The sequence below is a fragment of the Hydrogenophaga sp. Root209 genome, from assembly GCF_001428625.1.
Classification (GTDB): domain Bacteria; phylum Pseudomonadota; class Gammaproteobacteria; order Burkholderiales; family Burkholderiaceae_C; genus Hydrogenophaga.
The window spans coordinates 27,560-50,197 of sequence record NZ_LMIE01000030.1 but is presented as its reverse complement, the minus strand read 5'-3'; the positions used below and the strand labels follow the sequence as shown (position 1 = coordinate 50,197).

22 protein-coding genes and 1 pseudogene are annotated in these 22,638 nt (G+C 66.6%); 17 read left to right on the top strand and 6 right to left on the bottom strand.

Annotation, left to right across the window (positions count from 1 at the left end; genetic code table 11):
- Positions 1 to 15 precede the first annotated feature (15 nt).
- The 17 genes and pseudogenes from ASE11_RS17035 (at position 16) to ASE11_RS16955 (ending at position 17,958) form a co-directional block, all read left to right on the top strand.
- Positions 16 to 2,106 carry an acetate--CoA ligase family protein gene (locus ASE11_RS17035; RefSeq protein ID WP_056275023.1) on the top strand — a complete coding sequence of 697 codons (2,091 nt, stop codon included), beginning with the start codon at positions 16 to 18 and terminating at the stop codon, positions 2,104 to 2,106.
- A gap of 28 nt (positions 2,107 to 2,134) precedes the next feature.
- Entirely contained in the window at positions 2,135 to 2,908 is a 774-nt protein-coding gene (locus tag ASE11_RS17030) for an enoyl-CoA hydratase/isomerase family protein (RefSeq protein ID WP_056274470.1), read from the top strand.
- Between the two features lie 67 nt (positions 2,909 to 2,975).
- The gene (locus ASE11_RS17025; RefSeq protein ID WP_056274465.1) at positions 2,976 to 3,638 is read left to right on the top strand and encodes a TetR/AcrR family transcriptional regulator; all 663 of its coding nucleotides are present in this window, start codon (positions 2,976 to 2,978) and stop codon (positions 3,636 to 3,638) included.
- 114 nt (positions 3,639 to 3,752) lie between these two features.
- The gene (locus ASE11_RS17020) at positions 3,753 to 4,535 is read left to right on the top strand and encodes an SDR family NAD(P)-dependent oxidoreductase (protein ID WP_235501342.1); all 783 of its coding nucleotides are present in this window, start codon (positions 3,753 to 3,755) and stop codon (positions 4,533 to 4,535) included.
- Between the two features lie 8 nt (positions 4,536 to 4,543).
- Positions 4,544 to 6,190, top strand: coding sequence for a 3-(methylthio)propionyl-CoA ligase (locus ASE11_RS17015; RefSeq protein ID WP_056274461.1), 1,647 nt, complete (start codon positions 4,544 to 4,546; stop codon positions 6,188 to 6,190).
- A 37-nt stretch (positions 6,191 to 6,227) separates the two neighbouring features.
- Positions 6,228 to 8,567: an acyl-CoA dehydrogenase gene (locus ASE11_RS17010; protein ID WP_056274459.1), complete on the top strand. Its 2,340-nt coding sequence runs from the start codon at positions 6,228 to 6,230 to the stop codon at positions 8,565 to 8,567.
- A 54-nt stretch (positions 8,568 to 8,621) separates the two neighbouring features.
- Positions 8,622 to 9,857, top strand: a complete 1,236-nt coding sequence (locus ASE11_RS17005) for an ABC transporter substrate-binding protein (protein WP_056274456.1) — start codon at positions 8,622 to 8,624, stop codon at positions 9,855 to 9,857.
- Between the two features lie 19 nt (positions 9,858 to 9,876).
- Positions 9,877 to 11,106: an ABC transporter substrate-binding protein gene (locus ASE11_RS17000; RefSeq protein WP_056274453.1), complete on the top strand. Its 1,230-nt coding sequence runs from the start codon at positions 9,877 to 9,879 to the stop codon at positions 11,104 to 11,106.
- Between the two features lie 46 nt (positions 11,107 to 11,152).
- Positions 11,153 to 11,371 (top strand): annotated as a pseudogene (locus ASE11_RS16995) (tripartite tricarboxylate transporter substrate binding protein); the annotation flags it as partial.
- Between the two features lie 49 nt (positions 11,372 to 11,420).
- Positions 11,421 to 12,572 (top strand): hypothetical protein, encoded by a 1,152-nt coding sequence (locus tag ASE11_RS16990; protein ID WP_056274447.1) that lies wholly within the window; start codon positions 11,421 to 11,423, stop codon positions 12,570 to 12,572.
- Positions 12,569 to 13,459 (top strand): SMP-30/gluconolactonase/LRE family protein, encoded by an 891-nt coding sequence (locus ASE11_RS16985; RefSeq protein WP_056274446.1) that lies wholly within the window; start codon positions 12,569 to 12,571, stop codon positions 13,457 to 13,459. The genes ASE11_RS16990 and ASE11_RS16985 overlap by 4 nt, the downstream gene beginning before the upstream one ends.
- Positions 13,456 to 14,244 carry an ABC transporter ATP-binding protein gene (locus ASE11_RS16980; RefSeq protein WP_056274443.1) on the top strand — a complete coding sequence of 263 codons (789 nt, stop codon included), beginning with the start codon at positions 13,456 to 13,458 and terminating at the stop codon, positions 14,242 to 14,244. Before ASE11_RS16985 ends, ASE11_RS16980 begins: the two co-directional genes overlap by 4 nt.
- A complete protein-coding gene (locus tag ASE11_RS16975; RefSeq protein ID WP_056275019.1) occupies positions 14,237 to 14,956 on the top strand; it encodes an ABC transporter ATP-binding protein in 720 nt (239 codons plus the stop codon). The genes ASE11_RS16980 and ASE11_RS16975 overlap by 8 nt, the downstream gene beginning before the upstream one ends.
- A gap of 45 nt (positions 14,957 to 15,001) precedes the next feature.
- Complete coding sequence (locus ASE11_RS16970) at positions 15,002 to 15,886, top strand: branched-chain amino acid ABC transporter permease (RefSeq protein WP_056274439.1); 885 nt, start codon at positions 15,002 to 15,004, stop codon at positions 15,884 to 15,886.
- A gap of 16 nt (positions 15,887 to 15,902) precedes the next feature.
- The gene (locus ASE11_RS16965; RefSeq protein ID WP_056274436.1) at positions 15,903 to 16,865 is read left to right on the top strand and encodes a branched-chain amino acid ABC transporter permease; all 963 of its coding nucleotides are present in this window, start codon (positions 15,903 to 15,905) and stop codon (positions 16,863 to 16,865) included.
- Positions 16,866 to 16,885: 20 nt separating this feature from the next.
- Positions 16,886 to 17,647 carry an SDR family NAD(P)-dependent oxidoreductase gene (locus ASE11_RS16960; protein WP_056274434.1) on the top strand — a complete coding sequence of 254 codons (762 nt, stop codon included), beginning with the start codon at positions 16,886 to 16,888 and terminating at the stop codon, positions 17,645 to 17,647.
- Complete coding sequence (locus ASE11_RS16955; RefSeq protein WP_082585847.1) at positions 17,644 to 17,958, top strand: SDR family oxidoreductase; 315 nt, start codon at positions 17,644 to 17,646, stop codon at positions 17,956 to 17,958. Before ASE11_RS16960 ends, ASE11_RS16955 begins: the two co-directional genes overlap by 4 nt.
- A 27-nt stretch (positions 17,959 to 17,985) precedes the next feature.
- Here ASE11_RS16955 and ASE11_RS16950 read toward each other — a convergent pair whose 3' ends face one another.
- From ASE11_RS16950 to ASE11_RS26295, 6 genes are all read right to left on the bottom strand, one after another.
- Entirely contained in the window at positions 17,986 to 18,753 is a 768-nt protein-coding gene (locus ASE11_RS16950; protein ID WP_056274428.1) for an enoyl-CoA hydratase/isomerase family protein, read from the bottom strand.
- A gap of 33 nt (positions 18,754 to 18,786) precedes the next feature.
- Positions 18,787 to 19,431: an SDR family oxidoreductase gene (locus ASE11_RS16945; protein WP_162258060.1), complete on the bottom strand. Its 645-nt coding sequence runs from the start codon at positions 19,429 to 19,431 to the stop codon at positions 18,787 to 18,789.
- Between the two features lie 31 nt (positions 19,432 to 19,462).
- Positions 19,463 to 20,221, bottom strand: a complete 759-nt coding sequence (locus ASE11_RS16940) for an SDR family NAD(P)-dependent oxidoreductase (protein WP_056274423.1) — start codon at positions 20,219 to 20,221, stop codon at positions 19,463 to 19,465.
- Entirely contained in the window at positions 20,218 to 21,228 is a 1,011-nt protein-coding gene (locus ASE11_RS16935; RefSeq protein WP_056274421.1) for a Bug family tripartite tricarboxylate transporter substrate binding protein, read from the bottom strand. Before ASE11_RS16935 ends, ASE11_RS16940 begins: the two co-directional genes overlap by 4 nt.
- Before the next feature lie 46 nt (positions 21,229 to 21,274).
- Positions 21,275 to 22,288, bottom strand: coding sequence for a Bug family tripartite tricarboxylate transporter substrate binding protein (locus tag ASE11_RS16930; protein WP_056274418.1), 1,014 nt, complete (start codon positions 22,286 to 22,288; stop codon positions 21,275 to 21,277).
- The coding region (locus ASE11_RS26295) for an AMP-binding enzyme (protein WP_414842465.1) at positions 22,285 to 22,638 on the bottom strand (354 nt) is incomplete at its 5' end. The genes ASE11_RS16930 and ASE11_RS26295, both read right to left, overlap by 4 nt.

Here is a 22,638-nt window from a genome sequence, read left to right as displayed (position 1 = left end):
ATGCGCGCCGACGCCATGCACCCCCTACACCCGCTGTTCTTTCCAACTTCCGTGGCGCTGATCGGCGCCTCGTCCGACCCCGAGCGCATCGGTGGCCGCCCTCTGCGCTTTCTGCTCGAAGCCGGCTTCAAAGGCCGGTTGCATCCGGTTAACCGCAGCGGTGCCGCAGAGATCCAGGGCCTGCCTGCGTACGCGAGCCTGCTCGACGTGCCGGGCCCGGTGGACCACGCGATCATCGCCGTGCCAGTGCCAGGCGTGGAAGCCGCGCTGAAGGAATGCGCAGCCAAAGGCGTGAAGGCCGTGCAGGTGTTCACCGCCGGTTTTGCCGAGGTGGACGCAGCCGGTGTTGAGCTGCAGGCGCGCCTGGTGGCCATTTGCCGCGAAGCCGGCATGCGCATGGTCGGGCCCAACGCGCTGGGCTTGTTGAACCCTTCGCAGAATTTTTACGCCACCTTCTCCACCGCGCTCAACGGCCTGCGCCCGAAGCACGGCGTGATCGGCCTTGCCACACAGAGCGGCGCTTTCGGCTCGGCCACGTATGGCATGGCCACACTGCGCGGCATCGGCCTGTCGCGCGTGATTGCCACCGGCAACGAGGCCGACGTGGACGTGGCCGAGTGCATCGACTACCTCGCAGAAGACCCCGATACGCGCGTGATCTGTGCCGCGCTCGAAGCCTGCAAGGACGGCGCGCGTCTGCGCGCCGCGCTGCGCAAGGCAGCGGTCGCCGGCAAGCCTGTGATCATCATGAAGATCGGCAGCACCGACGTGGGTGCTGCGGCCGCCGCCACCCACACCGGCTCGCTGGCCGGCAACGACGCGGTCTACGACGCCGTGTTTGCCGAATGCGGTGCGCACCGCGCGCAATCGGTGGAAGAAATGCTCGACCTCGCGCACCTGTGCGCCGTCATCGGCACGCTGCCCAGCAACGAAGACATCGGCATCATGACCGGCTCGGGCGGCATCGGCATCCTGATGGCCGACAACGCCACCGAACTCGGCATGAAGCTGCCCGCGCTGACCGAGAGCGCCAACGCCGCGCTGCGCGAGCTGCTGCCCTACGCCGTGCCGGCCAACCCCTTTGACACCACGGCGCAAGTGACCGCCGTGCCCGACGGCGTGGCGCGCACGATCGAAGCCATGCTCGGCAAGGACGCCGCCTATGGCAGCCTGTTCGCGTACCTCGCGCACGTGGGCCTGTCGCCCAAGCGGTTCCAGTCCACCGAAGACCGGTTGATTGCCATCCACCGCGAACACCCGGACCGCGCGCTGGTGGTGGTGATGCTGTCCGACGAGGGGGTCTCGCAACGCCTTGAAGCGGCGGGCGTGGCCGTGTTTGCCGACCCGACCCGCGCGGTGCGCGCCATCGCCGGTGCCGCGCGCATGGCCCGCTTGCGCCGCGACATGCGCACCGCCGATGTGGCCGTGCCCGCCGCTGCGCAGAAGCTGCCCACGGTTGCCACCGAAACGCAGGCCAAGGCCTTGCTGGGCGCGGCCGGCATTCCCGTGCTGCCCGAAAAAACCTGCAACAGCGCGAGCGATGCGGTGGCTGCGGCCAACGCGATGGGCTATCCCGTGGTGGCCAAGATCGTCTCGGCCGACATCCCGCACAAGACCGAAGTCGGCGGCGTGCTCGTGGGTCTGCAAGACGCCGATGCAGTGGCCGCAGGCTACGACATCTTGCTCGCCCGCGCGGCCGAGCGCGCGCCGCATGCCCGCATCGACGGCGTGCTGATCGCGCCCATGGTGCGCGGCGGTGTGGAGACCATCATCGGCATCCACATGGACGCAGTGTTCGGCCCCATGGTGATGTTCGGCCTGGGCGGCACGGCGGTGGAGCTCTACAAGGACGTGGCCTTTGCGTCGGCGCCACTCACGCCTGCTCAGAGTCTCACGCTGGTGGATTCAGTGCGCGCCTCGGCCTTGCTCAAGGGCTGGCGCGGTGGGCCGGTCTACGACGTGCCGGCGCTGTGCAAAGCAATTAGCAAGCTATCTGAATTCGCTGTGCAACACGCCGACCAGCTCGCGGGCATCGACATCAACCCCTTCGTGGTGCAGACCGAAGGCGGTGTGTGCCTGGACGCGCTGATCTCCACCACGCACTGAAACCACGCGACGCCGCAGGACACCGACCATGAACTTCCAACACCTCCAGCTGCAGATCGATGAAGGCATTGCCGTCGTCACGTTGAACCGCGCGCCGGTCAACGCCCAGAACGCCGAACTGCGCGGCGAAATCATCGAGTGCTTCGACACCTTGAGCGACATGGCAGAGGTGGCCGCCATCGTGATCACCGGCGCGGGCAAAACCTTCTCGGCCGGTGCCGACATCCGCGAGCGCCCGAACCTGGGCGATACGCCCGGCGCCTATGGCCGCCACAACCGCCTCACGCGCGAGTGCACCAACGCCATGGTCGAGTGCGCCAAGCCCATCATCGCAGCCATCAACGGCCCCGCCCTGGGCGCCGGCTTTGGTCTGGTGCTGGGTTCGGACATCTGGGTGGCCTCGGAGAGCGCGTATGTCTCCATGCCCGAGATCAACGTCGGCCTGGCCGGCGGCGCCACCTTTCTGCAGAAGCACTTCAGCCAGTCACGCGCCCGCCGCATGTTCTTCACGGGCATGCAGGTGTCGGCGCAAGAGCTCTACCGCCTGGGCCTGATCGAGGCCTGCCTGCCGCCCGACGAGCTGATGCCCTACGCCATGGGCATCGCACGCGAGATCGCCTCCAAGAGCCCCATCGCCATGCGCCTGGCCAAGGAAGCCGCCCGCATGACGCTGCACATGCCCACGCGAGAAGCCTACCGCTACGAGCAGGGCAACACGGTCGCGCTGTCCAAAACCGAAGACGCACGCGAGGCGCAAAAAGCCTTCCTCGAAAAACGCAAACCGGTCTATCAGGGCCGCTGAAATCCTCACACCCTTCACGAGCTTTCTATGATGGTCCGCTGAACCCCACCACCACGGAAGATTCCCTATGCGCCAACACAAGCCCGCCGTCACGATGGATGCCCCCGATCCGCTGGACACGCGCGAGAACCAGTTGCTCGCGATCGCGCGCCGGCTGTTCGCGCAGCATGGCTACGACCGCACTTCGCTGCGCGACATTGCCGAAGCCGCCAACATAACCAAGGCTGCGCTGTACTACTACTTCCCGAACAAGGACGCGCTGTACGAGCGCATAGTGCTTGAATCGATCCAGTTGCTGCACGACCAAGTCGCAGCTGCGGTAGCGCAGGCCACAGGCCCGACGGCGCGAGTGCGCGCCTTCATGGAAGCCTCGGCGCGCGTGCAGGACACTGGCCGCGACCGCTGGATCGCCGGCTCCAACGCGTTCTGGCAGGCCGCCACCGATGGGCAGCGTATGGCCGCGCTCAAGCTGCGCGACAGCTACGAAGGACTGCTGCGCCAGTGCATCGCCGACGGCATCAAAGCGGGTGAGATGCGCGCTGTGGACCCGGCCATGGCCGGCCGCTTCCTGCTCTCGGCACTCAACCAGATGCCGCGCTGGCACAAGCCCGACGGCAAACTCAGCGCGGTCGAGGTGATGCAACAGTTCCTCGACATGCTGCTGCACGGCCTTGTCATCGAAGAACCGACCACCCCCGCGGCGCGGCGCCGCAAGACCGAGACGGCCTGAGCCGTCGCACATTTCCCGCCCATCCCCGCCATACCCAGGAATCCAACGGTTTTTTTTGGCGTTTGCTATTTACCTGCCGGCTGGTAACTGCCAATCAACCCCAAACCTCTCGACATGAGCAACAGCAACCCCCATCCCCCCTTCAACCCCAGCGACGCCCGGATGGAGGACCGTCTTGCCGGCCGGCGCATCCTGGTCACGGGCGCCGCCTCGGGTATCGGACGCGCCATCGCCGAGCTCTTCCTGCGCGCCGGCGCGCAGGTGTTGGCGCTCGACCGCCACCGCCCCGCCGACCTGGCCGGCGCAACCTCGCAGTGGCGGGCCTGTGAGGCCGACATCACCGAACCACCGGCTGTGGAGCGCGCCGTGCAACTGGCCGTTCAGCACTTCGGCGGCCTCGACGGCGTGGTCAACGCGGCCGGCGTTGCCAACACCGACTGGGCCGACGAGGTCTCGCTTGACGACTGGAAGCGCGTGATCGACGTCAACCTCACCGGCACCTTCAACGTCTGCCGCGCCGCGCTGCCGCAGCTGCGCGCGGCCGGCGCCGGCACCATCGTGAACCTCTCGTCCGGCCAGGGCCTGCAGCCGTTCAAGCAACGCAGCGCCTACGCCGCGTCCAAGGCCGGCGTCATCTCGTTCTCCAAGAGCATCGCCATGGAATGGGCGCCCCACGTGCGCGTGAACACGGTCTGCCCTGGCGCGGTCGACACGCCGATGGTGCGCGGCGGCTATACCGCCGAACAACTGAGCGCCCAGGTCGGCCCGCGCTACGCGCTCGAACGCATTGCCGAAGCGCAGGAAATCGCCCTCGCCGCGCTCTACCTCACCAGCGCCGAATCGTCTTTCGTCACCGGCATCACGCTCGCCGTCGATGGCGGCCGCAGCTACCACTAGGAAACCCCATGCAAGCCCTGATGCAACAACACCAACTGCTGCTCTCCGGCGTGCTCGACCACGCGGCCGCTTTCCACGGCGAGCGCGAGATCGTGTCGCACCTGGTCGACGGCAGCACACACCGCAGCAACTGGCGCGAGGTGCAGCAACGCGCCAAGCGCCTGGCCAATGCGCTCACCACGCTGGGCGTGCAGGCCGGCGACCGCGTGGCCACGCTGGCCTGGAACACGCACCGCCATGTCGAGCTGTACTTCGGCGTCTCGGGCATGCAGGCCGTGCTGCACACAGTGAACCCGCGCCTGTTCCCGGAGCAGATCACCTACATCCTGAACCACGCCGAAGACGGCTACGTGTTCTTCGACACCAGCTTCGCCGAGCTGCTCGCTGGCCTCGCGCCACAGCTCACGCACGCCAAGGGTTTCGTGGCGATGTGCCGGCGCGACCAGATGCCCCAGGTGAACCTGCCCAACCTGCTGTGCTACGAGGACCTGCTCGAAGCCGCCTCGCCCGACTACACCTGGCCGCGCTTCGACGAAAACACCGCCTCCTCGCTCTGCTACACGAGTGGCACCACGGGCAATCCCAAGGGAGTTCTCTACAGCCACCGCTCCACCGTCCTGCATTCCTTCACCGCCTGCACCACCGACGGCCTGGGCCTGTCGGCGCGCGACAGCGTGCTGCTGGTGGTGCCGCTGTTCCACGTCAACGCCTGGGGCATTCCGTACGCGGGCGCCATGTGCGGCGCCAAGCTGGTGCTGCCCGGCCCCAACCTCTCGGGCGAAAACATGTACCGCCTGTTGAAGGAGGAGCGCTGCAACTTCTCGCTCGGCGTGCCCACGGTGTGGCTCGGCCTGTTCGACTACGTCGAGCGCAACCGCGCCTCGCTGGACCTGTCCGACATCCACTTGAAGCGCCTCGTCATCGGCGGCTCGGCCTGCCCGCGCGCCATGATCGAAAAGTTTGAAACCCTGTTCGGCGCGTTCGTGATCCATGCCTGGGGCATGTCCGAAACCAGCCCGCTGGCCAGCATCGGCACGCTGCTTGACAAGCACCGCGACATCGACCTTCAGCAGCGCTTCGACCTGCAAGCCAAACAAGGCCGCGCCATCTACGGCGTCGACCTCGAAATCTTCGGCGAAGACGGCCAGCCGCTGCCGCACGACGGCAAGGCCTTCGGCGACCTGAAGGCGCGTGGCCCGTGGGTGGCCAGCGGCTACTACCGCGCCGAAGGAGGCAGCGTGCTCGACGCGGATGGCTGGTTCGCCACCGGCGATGTGGCCACGCTGGATGCCGACGGTTTCGTGCAGATCACCGACCGCAGCAAGGACGTCATCAAGTCCGGCGGCGAATGGATCTCGTCGATCGACCTGGAGAACGCCGCCATGGGCCACCCCGCCGTGCAGGAGGCCGCCGTGATCGGCGTGGCGCACTCGCGCTGGCAAGAGCGCCCGCTGCTGATCATCGTGCCCAAGGCCGGCCAGCAAACCACTCGCGAAGACCTGCTGCAGTTCATGGACGGCAAGGTCGCCAAGTGGTGGATGCCGGACGACGTGGTCTTCGTGGAAACGCTGCCGCACACGGCCACCGGCAAGCTGCAAAAGCTCAAGTTGCGCGAGCAATTCCGCGCCCACGTTCTTCCCACCGACATGGCCTGAGCGCGCTGCGCCAGCTCCCTGACCGAACACCGACCCCATGACCACACTCGACGAAACCCAGAGCATGCTGCGCGACAGCGTGCAGGACTTCCACCAACGCCAGCCCGCGCCCACCCGCGTGCGCCGCCTGCGCGACCAGGCCGTGCCGCTGGACCGGGCGGTCTGGAGCGACATGGCCGAAGCCGGCTGGTTCGGTGTGCTGGTGCCCGAAGCGCTCGGCGGACACGGCCTGGGCCTGACCGAAGCCGCGCTGATCGCGAGCGAACTCGGCCGTGGCCTCACGCCCGAACCCTTCGTGGCCAGCGGCCTGATGGTGGTGCAGACCCTGGTGCCGCTCGCGGACGGTTCCGCCGCCATGCGCCAGTTGCTCGAAGACGTGGTCACGGGCAAGACGCTGGCCGCCCTTGCCTGGCAGGAAGCCGCCGATGCGCTCGATCTCGACGGTATTCAACTGCAAGCAAAGCGCCACGCCGACAGCTGGCAACTGCAAGGCGCGGTGAAACGCTTCGTGCCTCTGGCCAGTGCCGCCGAAGGCTTCGTGGTCTATGCGCTGAACGGCGGCGAACCCGCGCTGTTCTGGACCGCCGCTGGCGCACAAGGTCCGGCCGTGCAAAGCAGCCGCACCGTCGACGGCATGGACTTCGGCGCGCTTGATTTCAGCGGCATCACCTTGCCGGCCGATGCGCTGCTCGCCAGTGGCCCGGCCGTGCGCGATGCGGTGGCACAAGCGATCGAACTCGCGCGCCTGGCCTCGGCCTTCGAACTCGTCGGTGTGGCCGAGCGCGCGCTGCACGACACGGTCGCCTACACCTCGCAACGCGTGCAGTTCGGCAAGCCCATCGCCTCTTTCCAGGCGCTGCAACACCGCATGGTCGACATGTGGATGCACTGCCAACTCGCGCGCGCCTCGGCCGAAAACGCGCTGCTCGACTGGAACGGCGCAGGAGACGCGGCACAACGCACGCTCTCGCTGCGCGCCGCACGCGCGCGCGCCGCCAGCAGCGCCCTGCTGGTGGGCAAGGCCGCGATCCACCTGCACGGTGGCATGGGCATTGCCGACGAGACCGACATCGGCCTGTGCCTCAAACGCGCGCTCACGCTTTCGGCCTGGCTGGGCAATCCGTTGTGGCAGCGAGGCCAGTTCCTGGACGAACTGCAAAAGACCGGCCGCATGCGCCAGCTCAACGGTGGCACGCCCGTCACACTGGCCGACGGTGTGGACGTGGACGACCTGCCCGACGATGAGTTCCGCCACGTGCTGGCCGACTGGATCGCCGCCAACTACCCGCCCGAAAAACGCTTCATGAAGAAGCGCGCTTACTACGCCGACATCTCGGACTGGTACCAGTCGCTGTCGAAGAAAGGCTGGCTCGCGCCCTCCTGGCCGAAGGCGCACGGCGGCATGGGCTTGTCGCCCATCAAGCAGGTGATCTACGCCGAAGAAATGGCGCGCCACGGCTGCGCGCGCATCCCCGACCACGGCCTGGCCATCGGCAAGCTGCTGCTCATGCACGGCACGCCCGAGCAGATCAATCACCACCTGCCGCGCGTGCTCAGCGGCGAGATCATGTGGTGCCAGGGCTATTCCGAACCCAACGCCGGTTCGGACCTGGCCAGCCTGCGTACCCGTGCCGACCGCGAAGGCGACGAGCTGGTGGTCAACGGCCAGAAGATCTGGACCACGCTGGGCCCGGGCGCCGACTGGATGTTTGCACTCGTGCGCACCAGCAAGATCGAAGGCGCGAAACAACGCGGCATCACCTTCCTGCTGATCGACCTCAAGACCCCCGGTGTGAAGGTTCGCCCCATCGTCAACCTTAAGGGCGAGAGCGAGTTCAGTGAAGTCTTCTTCGACAACGTGCGCGTGCCCGTGAGCAACGTGGTGGGCCGCATCGACGACGGCTGGAACGTCGCCAACTCGTTCCTGCGCGAAGAGCGCATTTTCTTCGGCACGCCGCGCCAGTGCGAAGGCGCGCTGGCCCAGCTGGACCGCCTGGCCGATGCGACGAACGCGCTGGACAAGGCCGACTTCCGCGACCGCTATGCGCAACTGGTGCTCGACGTGCGCGATCTCAAGGCCGCGTTCGAAATCTTCATGGGCCGCCTGCGCGGTGGCGAAGAACTCGGCCCCGACGTGTCCTACCTCAAGGTGTGGGGCACCGAGACCTACCAGCGCATTGCCGACGAGCTGGTGCAGCTCGCGGGCGACCACGGTGGGCAGATGGACGACGTGGTGGTCAACGGCATCGCCACCGATGTGATGGGCCAGTACCTGGATTCGCGCATGCCCGCGATCTTCGGTGGCTCCAACGAGATCCAGCGAAACATTCTCGCCAAACAGATCCTGGCGCTGCCTTCGGGCAACCCGAGGAGCTGAACTTTCCCGTTCCCCGTTCCCTTCCCTCAACGCAGACAACAACCGGAGACAGACATGAAGAGCAATACGACATTCAACAGCGGCCTGCGCGCCAGCTTCGTGGCCACCGCACTCGCCCTCGCAGGCGGCGCGGCCATGGCCCAGATCTCGGACGACGTGGTGCGCATCGGCGTCATGGGCGATCTGAGCGGCCCCTACTCGGGCAACGGCGGCCCCGGCTCGGTGCTGGCCGCGCGCATGGCCATCGAGGACTTTGGCGGCAAGGTCAACGGCAAGAACATCGACCTGGTCACGGTGGACGACCAGAACAAACCCGACGTGGGCCTCAGCGCAGCGCGCAAATGGCTGGACACCGACAAGGTCGACACCATCGTCGGCGGCTCGGCCTCGTCGATCGCATTCGGCGTGCAGACGCTCATGAAGGAAAAGCAGAAGCCCTACCTGATCGCCGGCACCGTCTCGGCCGACCTCACCGGCAAGGCCTGCTCGCCGATGGGCATCCAGTTCCTGGTGGACACCTACTCGCTGCCCAAGGCCGGCGTACAGCTGATGGTGAACAAGGGCATCAAGGACTTCTACTTCATCACCGTCGACTACGCCTTCGGCGCTGCGCTGCAGGCCGAGGCCACGAAGTTCATCCAGGCCGCCGGTGGCCGCGTGATGGGCTCGGTGAAACACCCGCTGGGTGCGACCGACTTTTCGTCTTACCTGTTGCAGGCGCAAGCCAGCGGCGCCAAGGGCATCGTGATCCTGAACGCGGGCGCAGACGTGTCCAACTCGCTCAAGCAGGCGGCCGAGTTCCGTCTGACGCGCGGTGGCCAGACGCTCAGCGTGTTCGGCATGACCATCAACAGCGTCACCGCCATGGGCCTGGACGTCGCGCAAGGTTTGAACATTACCGTGCCGTTCTACTGGGACCAGGACGACGCCACGCGTGCCTGGAGCAAACGCTTCATGGAACGCAGCAGCGGCAATGTGGTGCCGACCTACATCCAGGCCGGTGTCTACAGCGCCGTAACCCACTACCTCAAGGCAGTGCGGGACGCGAGCACCGACGACGGCCCGAAGGTGATTGCCCGGATGAAGGCCACGACCGTCAACGACTTCATGACCAAGAACGCCGCCATCCGCGAAGACGGCCAGGTGATGCGCGCGGTGTACCCGATCGAGGTCAAGACGCCTGCCGAGTCCAAGGGCAAGTACGACTACTACAAGGTCGGCGCTGCCATTCCCGGCGATCAGATCTTCCGTCCGCTGGCAGAAGGCGGCTGCGACTTCATCAAGAAATAAACCAGACCCGGAGACCTCCATGACCCCCAGCAAAAAATTCAAACTGAGCGTCCACGCCCTGGCCGCTGCCCTCGTCCTCGTGGGCGCCACCGCCCAGGCGCAGATCTCGGACGACGTGATCCGCATCGGCGTGATGAACGACGCCAGTGGCCCCTACTCCGGTGCGGGCGGCTTGGGCTCGGTGCTGGGCGCGCGCATGGCCATCGAAGACTTTGGCGGCAAGGTGAACGGCAAGACCATCGAGCTGGTGTCGGTGGACGACCAGAACAAACCGGACGTGGGCCTGGCCGCGGCGCGCAAGTGGATCGACACCGACAAGGTCGACGTCATCGTGGGCGGCTCGGCCTCTTCCATCGCGCTGGGCGTGCAGAGCTTCATGCGCGAAAAGCAGAAGCCTTACCTGATCGCCGGCACGATCTCATCGGACCTCACCGGCAAGGCCTGCTCGCCGATGAGCATCCAGTTCCTGGTCGACACCTACTCGCTGCCCAAGGCCGGCGTGCAGCTGATGGTGAACAAGGGCATCAAGGACTTCTACTTCATCACGGTGGACTACGCGTTCGGCGCTGCGATGCAGGCCGAGGCCACGCGCTTCATCCAGGCCGCCGGTGGCCGCGTGGTGGGCTCGGTGAAACATCCGCTGGGTGCGACCGACTTTTCGTCTTACCTGTTGCAGGCGCAAGCCAGCGGCGCCAAGGGCATCGTGATCCTGAACGCGGGCGCAGATGTTTCCAACTCGCTCAAGCAGGCGGCGGAATTCCGCCTCACGCGCGGCGGCCAGACGCTCGCCGTGTTCGGCATGACCATCAACAGCGTCACCGCCATGGGCCTGGACGTGGCACAGGGTCTCACCATCACCGACCCCTTCTACTGGGACCAGAGCGAAGCCACGCGCGCCTGGAGCAAGCGCTTCATGGAACGCAGCAGCGGCGGCGTGCCGCCCACCTTCACCAACTCGGGCGTCTACAGCGCGGTGTCCCACTACCTCAAGGCCATCAAGGAGATCAACACCGACGACGGCCCCAAGGTGATCGCCAAGATGAAGGCCACGCGCGTCAACGACATGATGACGGCGAACGCTCCGATCCGCGAAGACGGCCAGGTGATGCGCGCGGTGTATCCGATCGAGATCAAGTCGCCCGCCGAGTCGAAATACAAGTACGACTACTACAAGGTCGGCACTGCCATTCCGGCTGAGCAGATCTTCCGCCCGCTGGCCGAAGGTGGCTGCGATTTCATCAAGAAGTAGACCCTGAGCCGCAGACCCACCATGAACACCCGTCAACTACACCTGGGGCGCAATGTATGTGCGCTATGAAACGCCCGATCCCATCACCGCCAGGCTGGTTCAGGCCATGAGCAGCATCCAGTCGACGCCGGCCGCCACCGAGTTCATACGCAAGTTCGGCTCGGACCCGCTGACGCTGTCACCGGTGCAGCTGCGCGAGTTCCAGGTTCGAGAAACCGAGCGATTCCGCCGCATTGCCAGCGAAGTCGGTATCCAGCCGCAATAGGGCCGCGACGTTCACGCTCACAGAAACATAGACAAGGCAGACAACGACCATGACCCAACTCTTCAGCCCCTACACGCTTCGCGGCATGCGTTCGCGCAACCGCGTGGTCATCTCGCCGATGCAGCAGTCCGCCGGCGTCGAAGGCATGGCGACCGATTGGCATCTGGCGCACCTCGCGCGTTTTGCGATGGGCGGCGCGGGCATCGTCTTTGTCGAATCCACGGCCGTGGAAGCGCGTGGACGCAACACCCACGGCGATATCGGCCTGTGGAACGACGAGCAGATCGCGCCGCTCGCGCGCATCGCCGTTGCGCTGCGCCGCGACGGTGCGGTGCCCGCGATCCAGCTGGGCCATACCGGCCGCAAAGCCGGCATGCAGAAATGGTGGAACGGCCATGGCCCATTGAACGAAACCGACGCTGCGCGTGGTGAGTCTCCCTGGACGGTGGTGGGCCCGAGTGCGCTGCCTGTGGGACCGGGCTGGCCCACACCACAGGTACTGGACACCACGCAGGTGGATGACCTGGTGCAAGCCTGGGCCGCTGCCGCGCGCCGTTCGCGTGAGGCCGGCTTTGAAGCGCTGGAAGTGCATGGCGCGCACGGCTACCTGATCCACCAGTTTCTTTCGCCCGTGGCCAACCAGCGCAGCGACCGTTTCGGCCAGCACCGCTGGCGCTTCGCGCTCGATGTGGCAGAGGCGGTGCGAAGTGAATGGCCTGACGACAAACCATTGTTCTGGCGCATGTCGCTGGCCGACGTGGTCGATGGCGGCATGGAGTTCGACGACATGGTTGGCCTGCTTCTCGCGCTCAAGGAGCGTGGGGTGGACGTGGTGGATTGCTCGTCGGGCGGTGGCATCTCCAGCTATCCCACCCAGGGGCGATCGGTGTCCAACAACCTGCTGTTCCGCGCGGAAATGGCGGCGCAACTGCGCGCGGCCACAGGCCTGCAGGTGATGGGTGTGGGCCTGGTGATCGACCCGCAAACCGCCGAAGACTACCTGCAGGCCGGACAAGCCGACCTCGTGGCCCTGGGCCGCGAGGCGCTCTACAACCCCAACTGGCCGGTACACGCCGAATTGGCGCTGGGCGTGAACCACGACTACGCCACCTGGCCGCTGCAATACCGCATGTACCTCGTCCGCCGGGCAGCGGCCGCCGACGCACTTCGCAAGTCCAACATGACCCGGAGCACCGCATGAGCTTGCGCATCGACATTCTCGACACCCGCCGCGACCTGCTGGGCGAATGCCCGTTGTGGGACCACCGCGAACAGGCGCTGTACTGGATAGACTCCAAAGCCCGCCTGGTGCGCCGCCTCAAGGGCGAGACCCTGGGCGAGTACACCGAATGGGCCACGCCCAGCGACGTGGGCTCGATCGCGCTCACGCAGCGCGGCCGCCTGGTGCTGTCGCTCGAAGACGGCTTCCACCTGCTCGACCTGCAAAGCGGCGCGACCCGCCGCCTCGCCGAAGTGCAGCATGCCGGCCCCTCAATGCGCCTGAACGACGGCAGAACCGACCGCCAGGGCCGCTTCGTCGCGGGCTCCCTGGTGGTGGGCCGCCACGACCGCGATGGTGCGTACTACCGGCTGGAGCGAGACGGCAGCGCCACGAAGCTCTTCGACGGCATCGCACTCGCGAACGCCACCTGCTTCAGCCCCGACGGCCGCACCCTGTACCACGCCGACAGCTTCAGCGACGAAGTGAGCGCGGTTGACTACGACACCGTCACGGGCGCGGTGGGTCCACGCCGTGCGTTGTTCAACACGCGCGCTCAGGGCTCGGCGCCCGACGGCACCACGGTCGACGCCGACGGCAACCTCTGGGTCGCCCTGGTGCAGGCCGGCAAACTGGGTTGCTACACGCCGCAAGGCAAGCTTCTGCGCCTGATCGACGTGCCCACCACCTACCCCACCTGCCCCTGCTTCGGCGGGCCCGATCTGGACGTGCTCTACGTCACCAGCATCAGCAACAGCGGCAACCTCCTGAAGAGCGAGCACCCCGATGCCGGCGCGGTCTTTTCCATCCGCGGCCTGGGCGTGCGCGGTCTGCCCGAGGTGCTGTTCGGCGACGAGGCCATCACATGACCACAACACACCACAACAACAACACCGCGGGAGAGGACGTGATCCTGCGCACTGAAGGCCTGAGCAAACAGTTCATGGGCTTTTACGCCGTGCGCAACGTGTCAATCTCCATCCGGCGCAACAGCATCCACGCGCTCATCGGCCCCAATGGCGCGGGCAAGACCACCTGCTTCAACCTGCTGACCACGTCCATCCCCGCGACCACCGGCCGCATCCACTACAACGGTCGCGACATCACGCGCAAGGACCCGGCCAGCGTGGCCGCCAGCGGCATGGTGCGCTCGTTCCAGATCTCGGCCGTCTTCGGCCAGATGAGCGTGCTCGACAACGTGCGCGTGGCCCTGCAACGCAAGGCCGGTGGCACCTACGCGTTCTGGCGCAGCGTCAAGACGCTGGACCGCTTCACGCCGCGTGCGCGCGAGCTGCTGGCCTCGGTGAACCTGGGCGGCTACGAGAACCACACCGCCGCCGACCTGCCTTACGGCCGCAAGCGCGCGCTGGAACTGGCCACCACGCTCGCGCTCGATCCCGAACTGATCCTGCTTGATGAACCCATGGCCGGCCTGGGCCACGAAGACATCGGCCCGGTCACGCGGCTCATTGCCGAGGTGGCCAAGCAGCGCACCGTGCTGATGGTCGAACACAACATGAAGGTGGTGGCCGAGCTGTGCGACCGCATCACCGTGCTGCAATCCGGCGAGGTGCTGGCCGAGGGTAGTTACGAGCAGGTGTCCAACGATCCGCGCGTGCGGGAAGCCTATGTCGGAGGTGGCGCTCATGCCTGAGAACAACAACACCGTGCCTTGCGTCGAAGTGCGTGGCCTCACCGGCCATTACGGCGAAACCCAGGCGCTGCACGGCCTCGATTTCGTGGTGAACCCGGGCGAGGTGGTCTGCCTGCTGGGCCGCAACGGCGCCGGCAAAACCACCACGCTGCGCGCCATCGTCGGCCTGCTGACCAAGCGCCAGGGCCACATCGCCATTAACGGCCGTTCCACCGAAGGCATGGCGCCCGAAGACATCGCCCACCTCGGCGTGGCGTATTGCCCGGAAGAGCGCGGCATCTTCGCCAGCCTGGACGTGGAAGAGAACCTGATGCTGCCCCCGGTGCTCATGCCCGGCGGCATGTCGGTGGACGAGATCTACACGCTGTTCCCCAACCTCAAGCTGCGCCGCCGAAGCCCGGGCATGCGTCTGTCGGGTGGTGAGCAGCAGATGCTCGCAATCGGCCGCATTCTGCGCACCGGCGCCATGCTGCTGCTGCTGGACGAATGTACCGAAGGCCTGGCGCCCGTGATCATCGACAAGATCGGCGAGACCATCGCCTTGCTGCGCCAACGCGGTTTCACCATCCTCATGGTGGAGCAGAACTTCCGCTTCGCCTCGGGCGTTGGCGACCGCTTCTACGTGGTCGAAGAAGGCCGTGTGGTTGAGCACTTCGACCGCCAGGCCATCGCCGACGACCGCGCACGCATCGAAACCTTGTTGGGCGTCTGACCCTTCAGCGCGTCGCACAAGAACACAACACTGGAGACATCAACCATGCCCGACACCTTGTTCGGATATCCCCTGGCCGCCATCTCAGGGCAGTTGCTGGTGGGCATGATCAACGGCTCGCTGTACGCCCTCATGAGCCTGGGCCTGGCCATCATCTTCGGCCTGCTGCGCGTGGTGAACTTCGCGCACGGCGCGCAGTACATGCTTGGCGCTTTCGTGGCCTGGGGTTTGCTGGAGTACCTTGGCCTGAACTACTGGTGGGCGCTGGTCATTGCACCGCTGCTGGTGGGCCTCTCGGGCATTGCGCTTGAGCGCTTCCTGCTGCGCAAGCTCTACCACCTCGACCACGTCTACGCGCTGCTGCTCACCTTCGGCTTCGCGCTGATTCTGGAAGGCACCTTCCGCTACAAGTTTGGCGCCACCGGCCAGCCCTACCCCAACCCGATCGCGGGCGGACTGGACACCGACATGGCCTTCTTCCCCTGGTACCGGCTCTGGGTCATCGCGGTCTCGATCACCATGTGCTTCGTGACCTGGTACGTGATCGAGCGCACGAAGCTCGGCTCGTACCTGCGCGCGGCCACCGAGAATCCGAACCTGGTGCGCACATTCGGCGTGCGCGTGCCGCGCATGCTCATGCTCACCTACGGCCTGGGGGTGGCGCTGGCCGGCTTCAGCGGCGTGATGGCGGCACCGATCTACCAGGTAAATCCGCTGATGGGGTCACAACTCATCATCGTGGTGTTCGCGGTGGTGGTGATCGGCGGCATGGGCTCCATCGTCGGCGCCATCGTCGCGGGCTTCACGCTCGGGGTGGTGGAAGGCATCACCAAGGTGGTGTACCCCGATGGGGCAGGCATGGTGGTGTTCGTGATCATGCTGCTTACATTGGCCGTGCGACCCAACGGTCTGTTTGGTAGCAACAAATAAAACCAGGAAGACAACGATGAGCGACACCCCTTCTCTCCTCACGCGCTACCAGCGCCCGCTGCTGATCGCTGGCGCACTCGCGCTGCTGATCGCGCCTTTTCTGGCGTACCCGATCTTCCTCATGAAGCTACTGTGCTTCGCGCTGCTCGCGGCTTCCCTGAATCTGCTGGTGGGTTACGTGGGTCTGCTGTCCTTCGGGCACGCGATGTTCTTCGGCTCGGCCGCTTACGGCACGGCGCACGCGGTCAAGGTGTGGGGCTTCGAGCCGGCGCTGGGCGTGTCGTTCGGCGTGCTGGTGGCGGCAGGCCTCGGCGTGGTCACCGGCCTGCTGGCGATCCGCCGCGCAGGCATTGCGTTCTCGATGATCACGCTGGCCAGCGCGCAGCTGGTGTACTTCATCGCGCTGCGTTCGCCCATCACGGGCGGTGAAGACGGCATCCAGAACGTACCGCGCGGTCACTTGCTGGGCGTCATCGATCTATCGAACAACCTCACGCTGTACTACGTGGTCATGCTGGCCGTCGTGGCTGCGTTCTGGCTGATCTGGCGCATCGTGTATTCGCCGTTTGGCCAGGTGCTCACCGCCATTCGCGACAATGAACCGCGCGCCATTTCGCTGGGCTACCGCGTGAACCGCTACAAGCTGCTGGCCTTCACGCTGTCGGCCGCGCTCGCGGGTCTGGCGGGCAGCATGAAGACGATCGTGTTCCAGATTGCCACGCTCACCGACGTGAGCTGGGTCACCTCGGGCGAAGCGCTGCTGATGGGCATCGTCGGTGGCCTGCAGACTTTGCTCGGCCCGGTGGTCGGCGCGATCGTGGTGGTCACCATGGCGAACTCGCTGTCCGCCATTGCGGAGGCCGTGCTGATCGTGCAGGGCGCCGTGTTCGTCATCGTGGTGATGCTGTTCCGCCGCGGCATCGTCGGCGAGATCAACGCGTATTTCGCACGCCGCTCGGCTCGCGCGGTAGCCCTTTGAACTCAAAAGAGAAAGACACCATGAGCAACGAACGACTGTTGGAAGGCCGCCTGGCTCTGGTCACCGGCGCTGCCGCCGGCATCGGCCGCGCCATCGCCCTGCACTACGCGCAAGCTGGTGCCCGCGTGGTGCTGGTGGACCTGCGAGCCGAAGACTGCGTGGCCACCGTGCAAACCATCCGCGACGCAGGTGGCGACGCCTGGGCCTTCGCACTCGACATCACCGATGTGCCGGCCTGTGCCGCGCTTGCCGAGCAGGTGGGCCGCGAGATCGGCGCGGTGGACACATTGGTCAACAACGCCGGCATCTTGATCCGCGAAGGCATCGACACGCCCAACGTGCACACAAAGATCCGCAAGGTCTTCGACGTGAACGTGATGGGGGGCTTCAACGTGCTGCACGCGTTCCTGCCCGCCTTGCGCAAGACGCGCGGCACCGTGATCAACATCGCCTCGGGCGCGGCCTTCATCGCGCAGGCCGGTTGCATCGGCTACTCGGGCTCCAAGGGCGCGGTGAAGATGCTGACGCAAAGCATGGCGGTGGACCTCGCGCCGGACGGCATCCGGGTCAACGCCATCGCACCTGGCGTGATCGAAACGCCGATGACGGATGCCACGCGCGCCGATGCGCGCCGGCTCGAAGGCTTTCTGCGCCGCACGCCGTCGGGCCGCGTGGGCCAACCGGACGAGATCGCCGCGCCCGCCGTGTTCCTGGCCTCGGCGATGGCGAGTTACATCAATGGCGTGACGCTGCCAGTGGACGGTGGCGTGCTCGCGAACTGAGGCGCGCCCTGGCCGAGCGCCTGGCGCGCGATTCGATCGAACGCCTGCGCGATCCCGAGCCCGCTGCTGTCTGCTCGCATGCCGAGACACCGGGCACCGCGCCGGTGTATGCCGACGCACAGGCGCGCGCGCAGCGCGAGGCGCGTGTGCTGCTGCAGCGGATCGCGCAGTCCGAGGACATAACCAACGTGCTGTCCTTCCTGGTCGGGTCCGACGCCGCCTATGTGAACGGCACCGAGTTGCTGGTCGACGGCGGACTGTCCAATGGACTTATGGGCAGCCTGAATATGGGCGGCTGGCTGGCGCGCTGAGCCCTGGAGCCCGCGGCCACCCCGGCTTCAACGGCCCTGGAATACCGGCGGGCGCTTCTCGGCGAAGGCGCGCATGGCTTCGCGCGAGTCTTCGGTCTGGCCCAGTTCGGCCGTCATGTTCTGCTCGAAGCGGTAGCCGTCGCGCAGGGTCATGTTCTCGATGGTGGCGGCCGAGTTCTTGGCCGTGCGGCTGGCGATGGGGCTCTTGGACGCGATGCGTGTGGCCATCTCCATGGCGGCAGGCATGAGCTGTTCGAGCGGAACGCAGGCTTCCACGATACCGCGGCGGTAGAGTTCGGCGCCGCTGATGCGGTCGCCCGTGAGCATCATGCGACGCGTGAGCGAATGGCCGCAGACACGCATGGCGTGGCGACCTCCGCCCATCAGGCCCACATCGACCTCGGGCAGGCCCAGCGAGGCGTTCTCGGAGCACATCAGGATGTCGCAGGACACGGCGATGCCCAGGCCCGCGCCCAGCGCAGCGCCATTGATGGCGGCGATCACGGGCTTCTTGCACTCGATGATGGAATAGCTCAGCTCGCGCGCGCGGCGCGAGTGGGCCCAGCGCTCACCTGGCTCGAAGACCTTGCCGGCGCGGCTCTTGATGTCGGCGCCGGCGCAGAAGATCTTGCCGGCGCCGGTAAGCACCACAACTCGCACGTCGTCGCGGTCGCTCATCTGGTCGAAGGTGGCAATCATCTCGTCCATGAGATCGGCAGACACGGCGTTCACGGGCGGCGCATCCATGGTGATCACGGCGACGAAGTTCTCAACGTTCAGTTTCAGGTATTGCATGGTGTTTTCCTCGGTTGGATAGGTCTGGAAATTTCAGTTCAGGGGCGTGACATGGGGCCTGCGCGCTTCGCTCATGCGCAGCGAGGCCAGGCCGTCGATGACAAGGCATTGGCCGGTGATGCCGTTGTGCGGCGCGACCAGCATGCTCACGGCATGCGCCACGGCTTCGCGGTTGCGCTGGGTGTCCTGGCGTTCGTGGGTGAACTCGCTCGCCACCAGGTTCACGAAGAAGCCCTCGGGCTGCAGCTCCAGCGCCATGGAACGCGTCATGGCGACCAGGCCCGCGCTCGCGGCCATCTGGTGAACGCCGCCCCAGGCCCCGAGGTGACCGCGCGAGCCCACGTGCACGATGCGCGCGCCTTCGCGCAGGCGTGGCAGCACGGTTTGTGCGGTGCGAACCACACTGAGCAACTGGGCGTCGATCGCGGCTTCGAAAGCCGCGTCGTCGATGTCGTCGAAGGCGAGGTTGGAACGGCTGGTGGGCGTGAGCGTGACCAGCGCATCGAAGGGCGGAGCGGCGGCCAGGGCCGCCTGCAGCGCGGCGTCATCGCCGCTGTGGACGGTCAGCACGTCGTGGCCGTCGTGCTGCAGGCGGCGCAGCACGGCATCGGCCAGCGGCTCCTGCGCACCCACGAGCAGCAACGCGCCCTGGCGATTTTCGAAGAATGGAGGGGGCATGGGGATCATGATCGGTGTGGATGACAGCGGCTCACAGTGGCGGCATGCCGACGCTCTTGCCGCCATCCACGAACAGCACCTGGCCGTTGCACTGAGCCGCGCGCGGCGAGGCCAGGAAGGACACGGCATCGGCGATGGTTTGAGGGCTGGCCGCGGCGCCGGCCGGTTCGCGCTGTTCGAGCACGCGCCGCATCTCGGGCGTGAATCCCTCGAGCATGCGGGTGTCAACCATGCCCGGCGCGATCGCGTTGACGGTGATACTGCGCCAGCGCAGCTCGATCGCCATCGCGCGCACCATGCCCACCACCGCCGCTTTGCTGGCTACATAGTGCGCGGCGCCCGAGCCGCCCAGGTAACCGCGCGAGGCGATCTGAACCACACGCCCGCCCTCGGGCATGCGGCGCACCGCCTCCTGGGCCACGATGAAGCTGCCCAACAGATTGACGCCCATCATGCTGCGCAGACGCGCGGCGTCGAGTTCGCGAAACGGCAGCAGGGTCGACGCGATGCCAGCGTTATTTACCACCACGTCGATGGTGGACAACGTGGCGAAGAGCGCCGCGACCGCGCTGCGGTCCTGCACGTCGAGCGCAGCGGCCTGCACGTTCAGGCCCTGGCCGCGCAGGCGTTCGGCCTCCGTCTGCAGCACATCACCATCGCGGTCGGTGGCCAGCACCCGCAGGCCGTCGCGCGCGAGTTGCTCGACGACCGCGAGGCCGATGCCGCGCGCCGCGCCGGTCACCACCGCGCAGCGCGCCGGGGCACTAGCTGGCTCGGTGGCCGTGCTCATTCGAGAACGATGTTGGCCTTGCGCAGGATATCGGCCCATTTGACCCGCTCCACGGCCACGCGGCGGCCCAGCTCTTCGGGCGTGCTGCCCACGGGCACCACACCCACGGCGGCGATGCGGTCGCGCACCGATGGCGTCTCGAGCGCTTCGTTGACCAGCTTGCTCAGTCGGTCCACGATGGGCTTTGGGGTGCCGGCGCGCATGGCCACATAGTTGATGGCCGTGACGTCGTAACCCGGCAGTGTCGCGGCGATCGGCGGGATGTCTTCGGGTATGCCAGGCAGGCGCGTGGCGGAGGACATGCCGATGGCACGCAGCTTGCCCGCCTTGACCTGCGGCAGCGCGGCCGCGCTGCTGATGAAGGTGGCGTGTACCTGGCCTCCAATGGTGCCCATGAGCGCAGGGGCTTCGCCGGTGAAAGGCACCATGGTCATGTCGGTGCCGGCCAGCAGGTTGAAGTACGCGCCCATGAGGTGACCCTGGCCACCTGTGCCTGCGGTGGCGTAGTTGATGGTGCCTGGCTTGGCCTTGGAGGCCGCGACCAAGTCAGCCACCGAATGGATGTTGAGCTTGGGATCGACCAGCAGTATGTAGGTCGCGGCCACCGTCTGACTGACGGGCGCGAAATCGGCGATCGGGTCGTAACGCACCGACTTGGGCGCGAGGTATTGCGCCGCGGGCGTGCACCAGACGATGGTATAGCCATCGGCCGGCTGGGCGAGCGCGTAGCTCACGCCCACGGTGCCCGCGCCACCGGGCTTGTTGTCGATCACCACGGGTTGACCCAGACGCTCGGCGAGCACGGTGGAGAGGATGCGTGCCACGGTATCGGAGCCGCCTCCCGGCGGGAAGGGAACGACCAGGCGTAGCGGGCGGTTGGGCCAGTTGGCTTCGGGGCCGGCAGCGAAAGCGACCGTGGGCGCGGCGATACCTGCGGCACTGGCGAGAGCGGCGAGCAACGCGTCGCGGCGGCGGAGGCCTTGGGCCGGGTTCTGGGAATGAGTCATCTTGTTTCCTTCTGTTCTTGTGTGAATTGCCCGCGAAACGGTGCCGCTACTCCAGCACGATCTTGGCGCGCTGCAGGGTGTCTTGAACGCGTTTGCGCTCGACCGCGACACGGCGGCCCAACGCATCGGGGGTGCTCGCCACCGGCGACACGCCCAGGCCAATGACACGCTCGCGCACCGCAGGCGTGGCCAGCACGGTCTGAATGGCCTGGCTCATCTTGTCGACAATGTGCTGCGGCGTACCGGCGCGCGCGGCGATGTAGTTGATGGCCACGAGGTCGAAGCCGGGCACGCTGTTCGCCACGAACGGAATGTCCGTCGGCACACCTTCCATGTGCGCGGCGGACGACACACCCAGCGCGCGCACGCGGCCCGAGGTCACGTGCGGCAAGGCGCCCGCGCCGCTGATGAAGGCCATCTGCACGTCGCCGCGCATCAGCGCCACCATGGCTGGTCCTTCCCCGGCATACGGGATCTGCACGAGTTCGCTGCCGGTGGCCAGGCCGAACGAGGCTGCCATGTAATGACCGAACGTGCCGGTGCCGGCCGTGCCGTAGTTGATGCTGCCCGGCTTGGCGCGTGCAGCGGCAACGAGGTCTTGCACTTTATGCCAGGGCTGCTGGTTGCCCACCACCAGCAGGTAGGACGCCGACACCACCAGGCTCACGGGCACGATGTCTTTGACCGGGTCGTAGCGCACGCTGCCCGGCGTCATGATCTGTGCCGAGGGGGTGCACCAGATGAAGGTGTAGCCGTCGGCCGGGCTTTGCAGGCCCGAGGTGACGCCGAGCGTTCCTGCGGCACCGGCGCGGTTGTCCACGATCACCGACTTGCCGAGCTTCTCGCTCAGGCCCTGGGCCACGATGCGGCCGACGGTGTCTGCGCCACCACCGGGCGCGGCCGGCACGATGAGGCGGATCGGCTTGTTGGGCCAGGTGTCGTCGTTGGCGTGCGCGCTGAACGCGGTGAGCAGACTGGCGCCGCTCACGCTGCCGACCAGGGCAGCGGGCAAGGCTTTCAGAAGGGTGCGTCTCGCGTTGTGGTTCATGTCCTTGTTCATGTTGTCTCCAGAAGTTGTTCGGCCAACGCACGCGCGGCCTTGTAGTCGCCCTTGCCGCTGTCGGCGCGGGGCAGTTGGTCCACGGCGAGAAAATGTTTGGGCATCTTGTAGCCCGCCAGGTGCGGTGCCAGACCCGCGCGCAAGGCCTGTGCATCGGGTGGCGTGTCGGTGCGCAGCAGGGCCACGATGGCGCTTCCCCAGCGCACGTCGGGCACGCCCACCACCAGCACGTCGTCCACACCGGGCAGGCGCTTCAAGGCCTCTTCCACTTCTTCGACGTAGATTTTTTCGCCGCCCGAGTTGATGACCAGGCTGCCACGGCCGAGCAGTTGCATGGAGCCGTCGGCGTG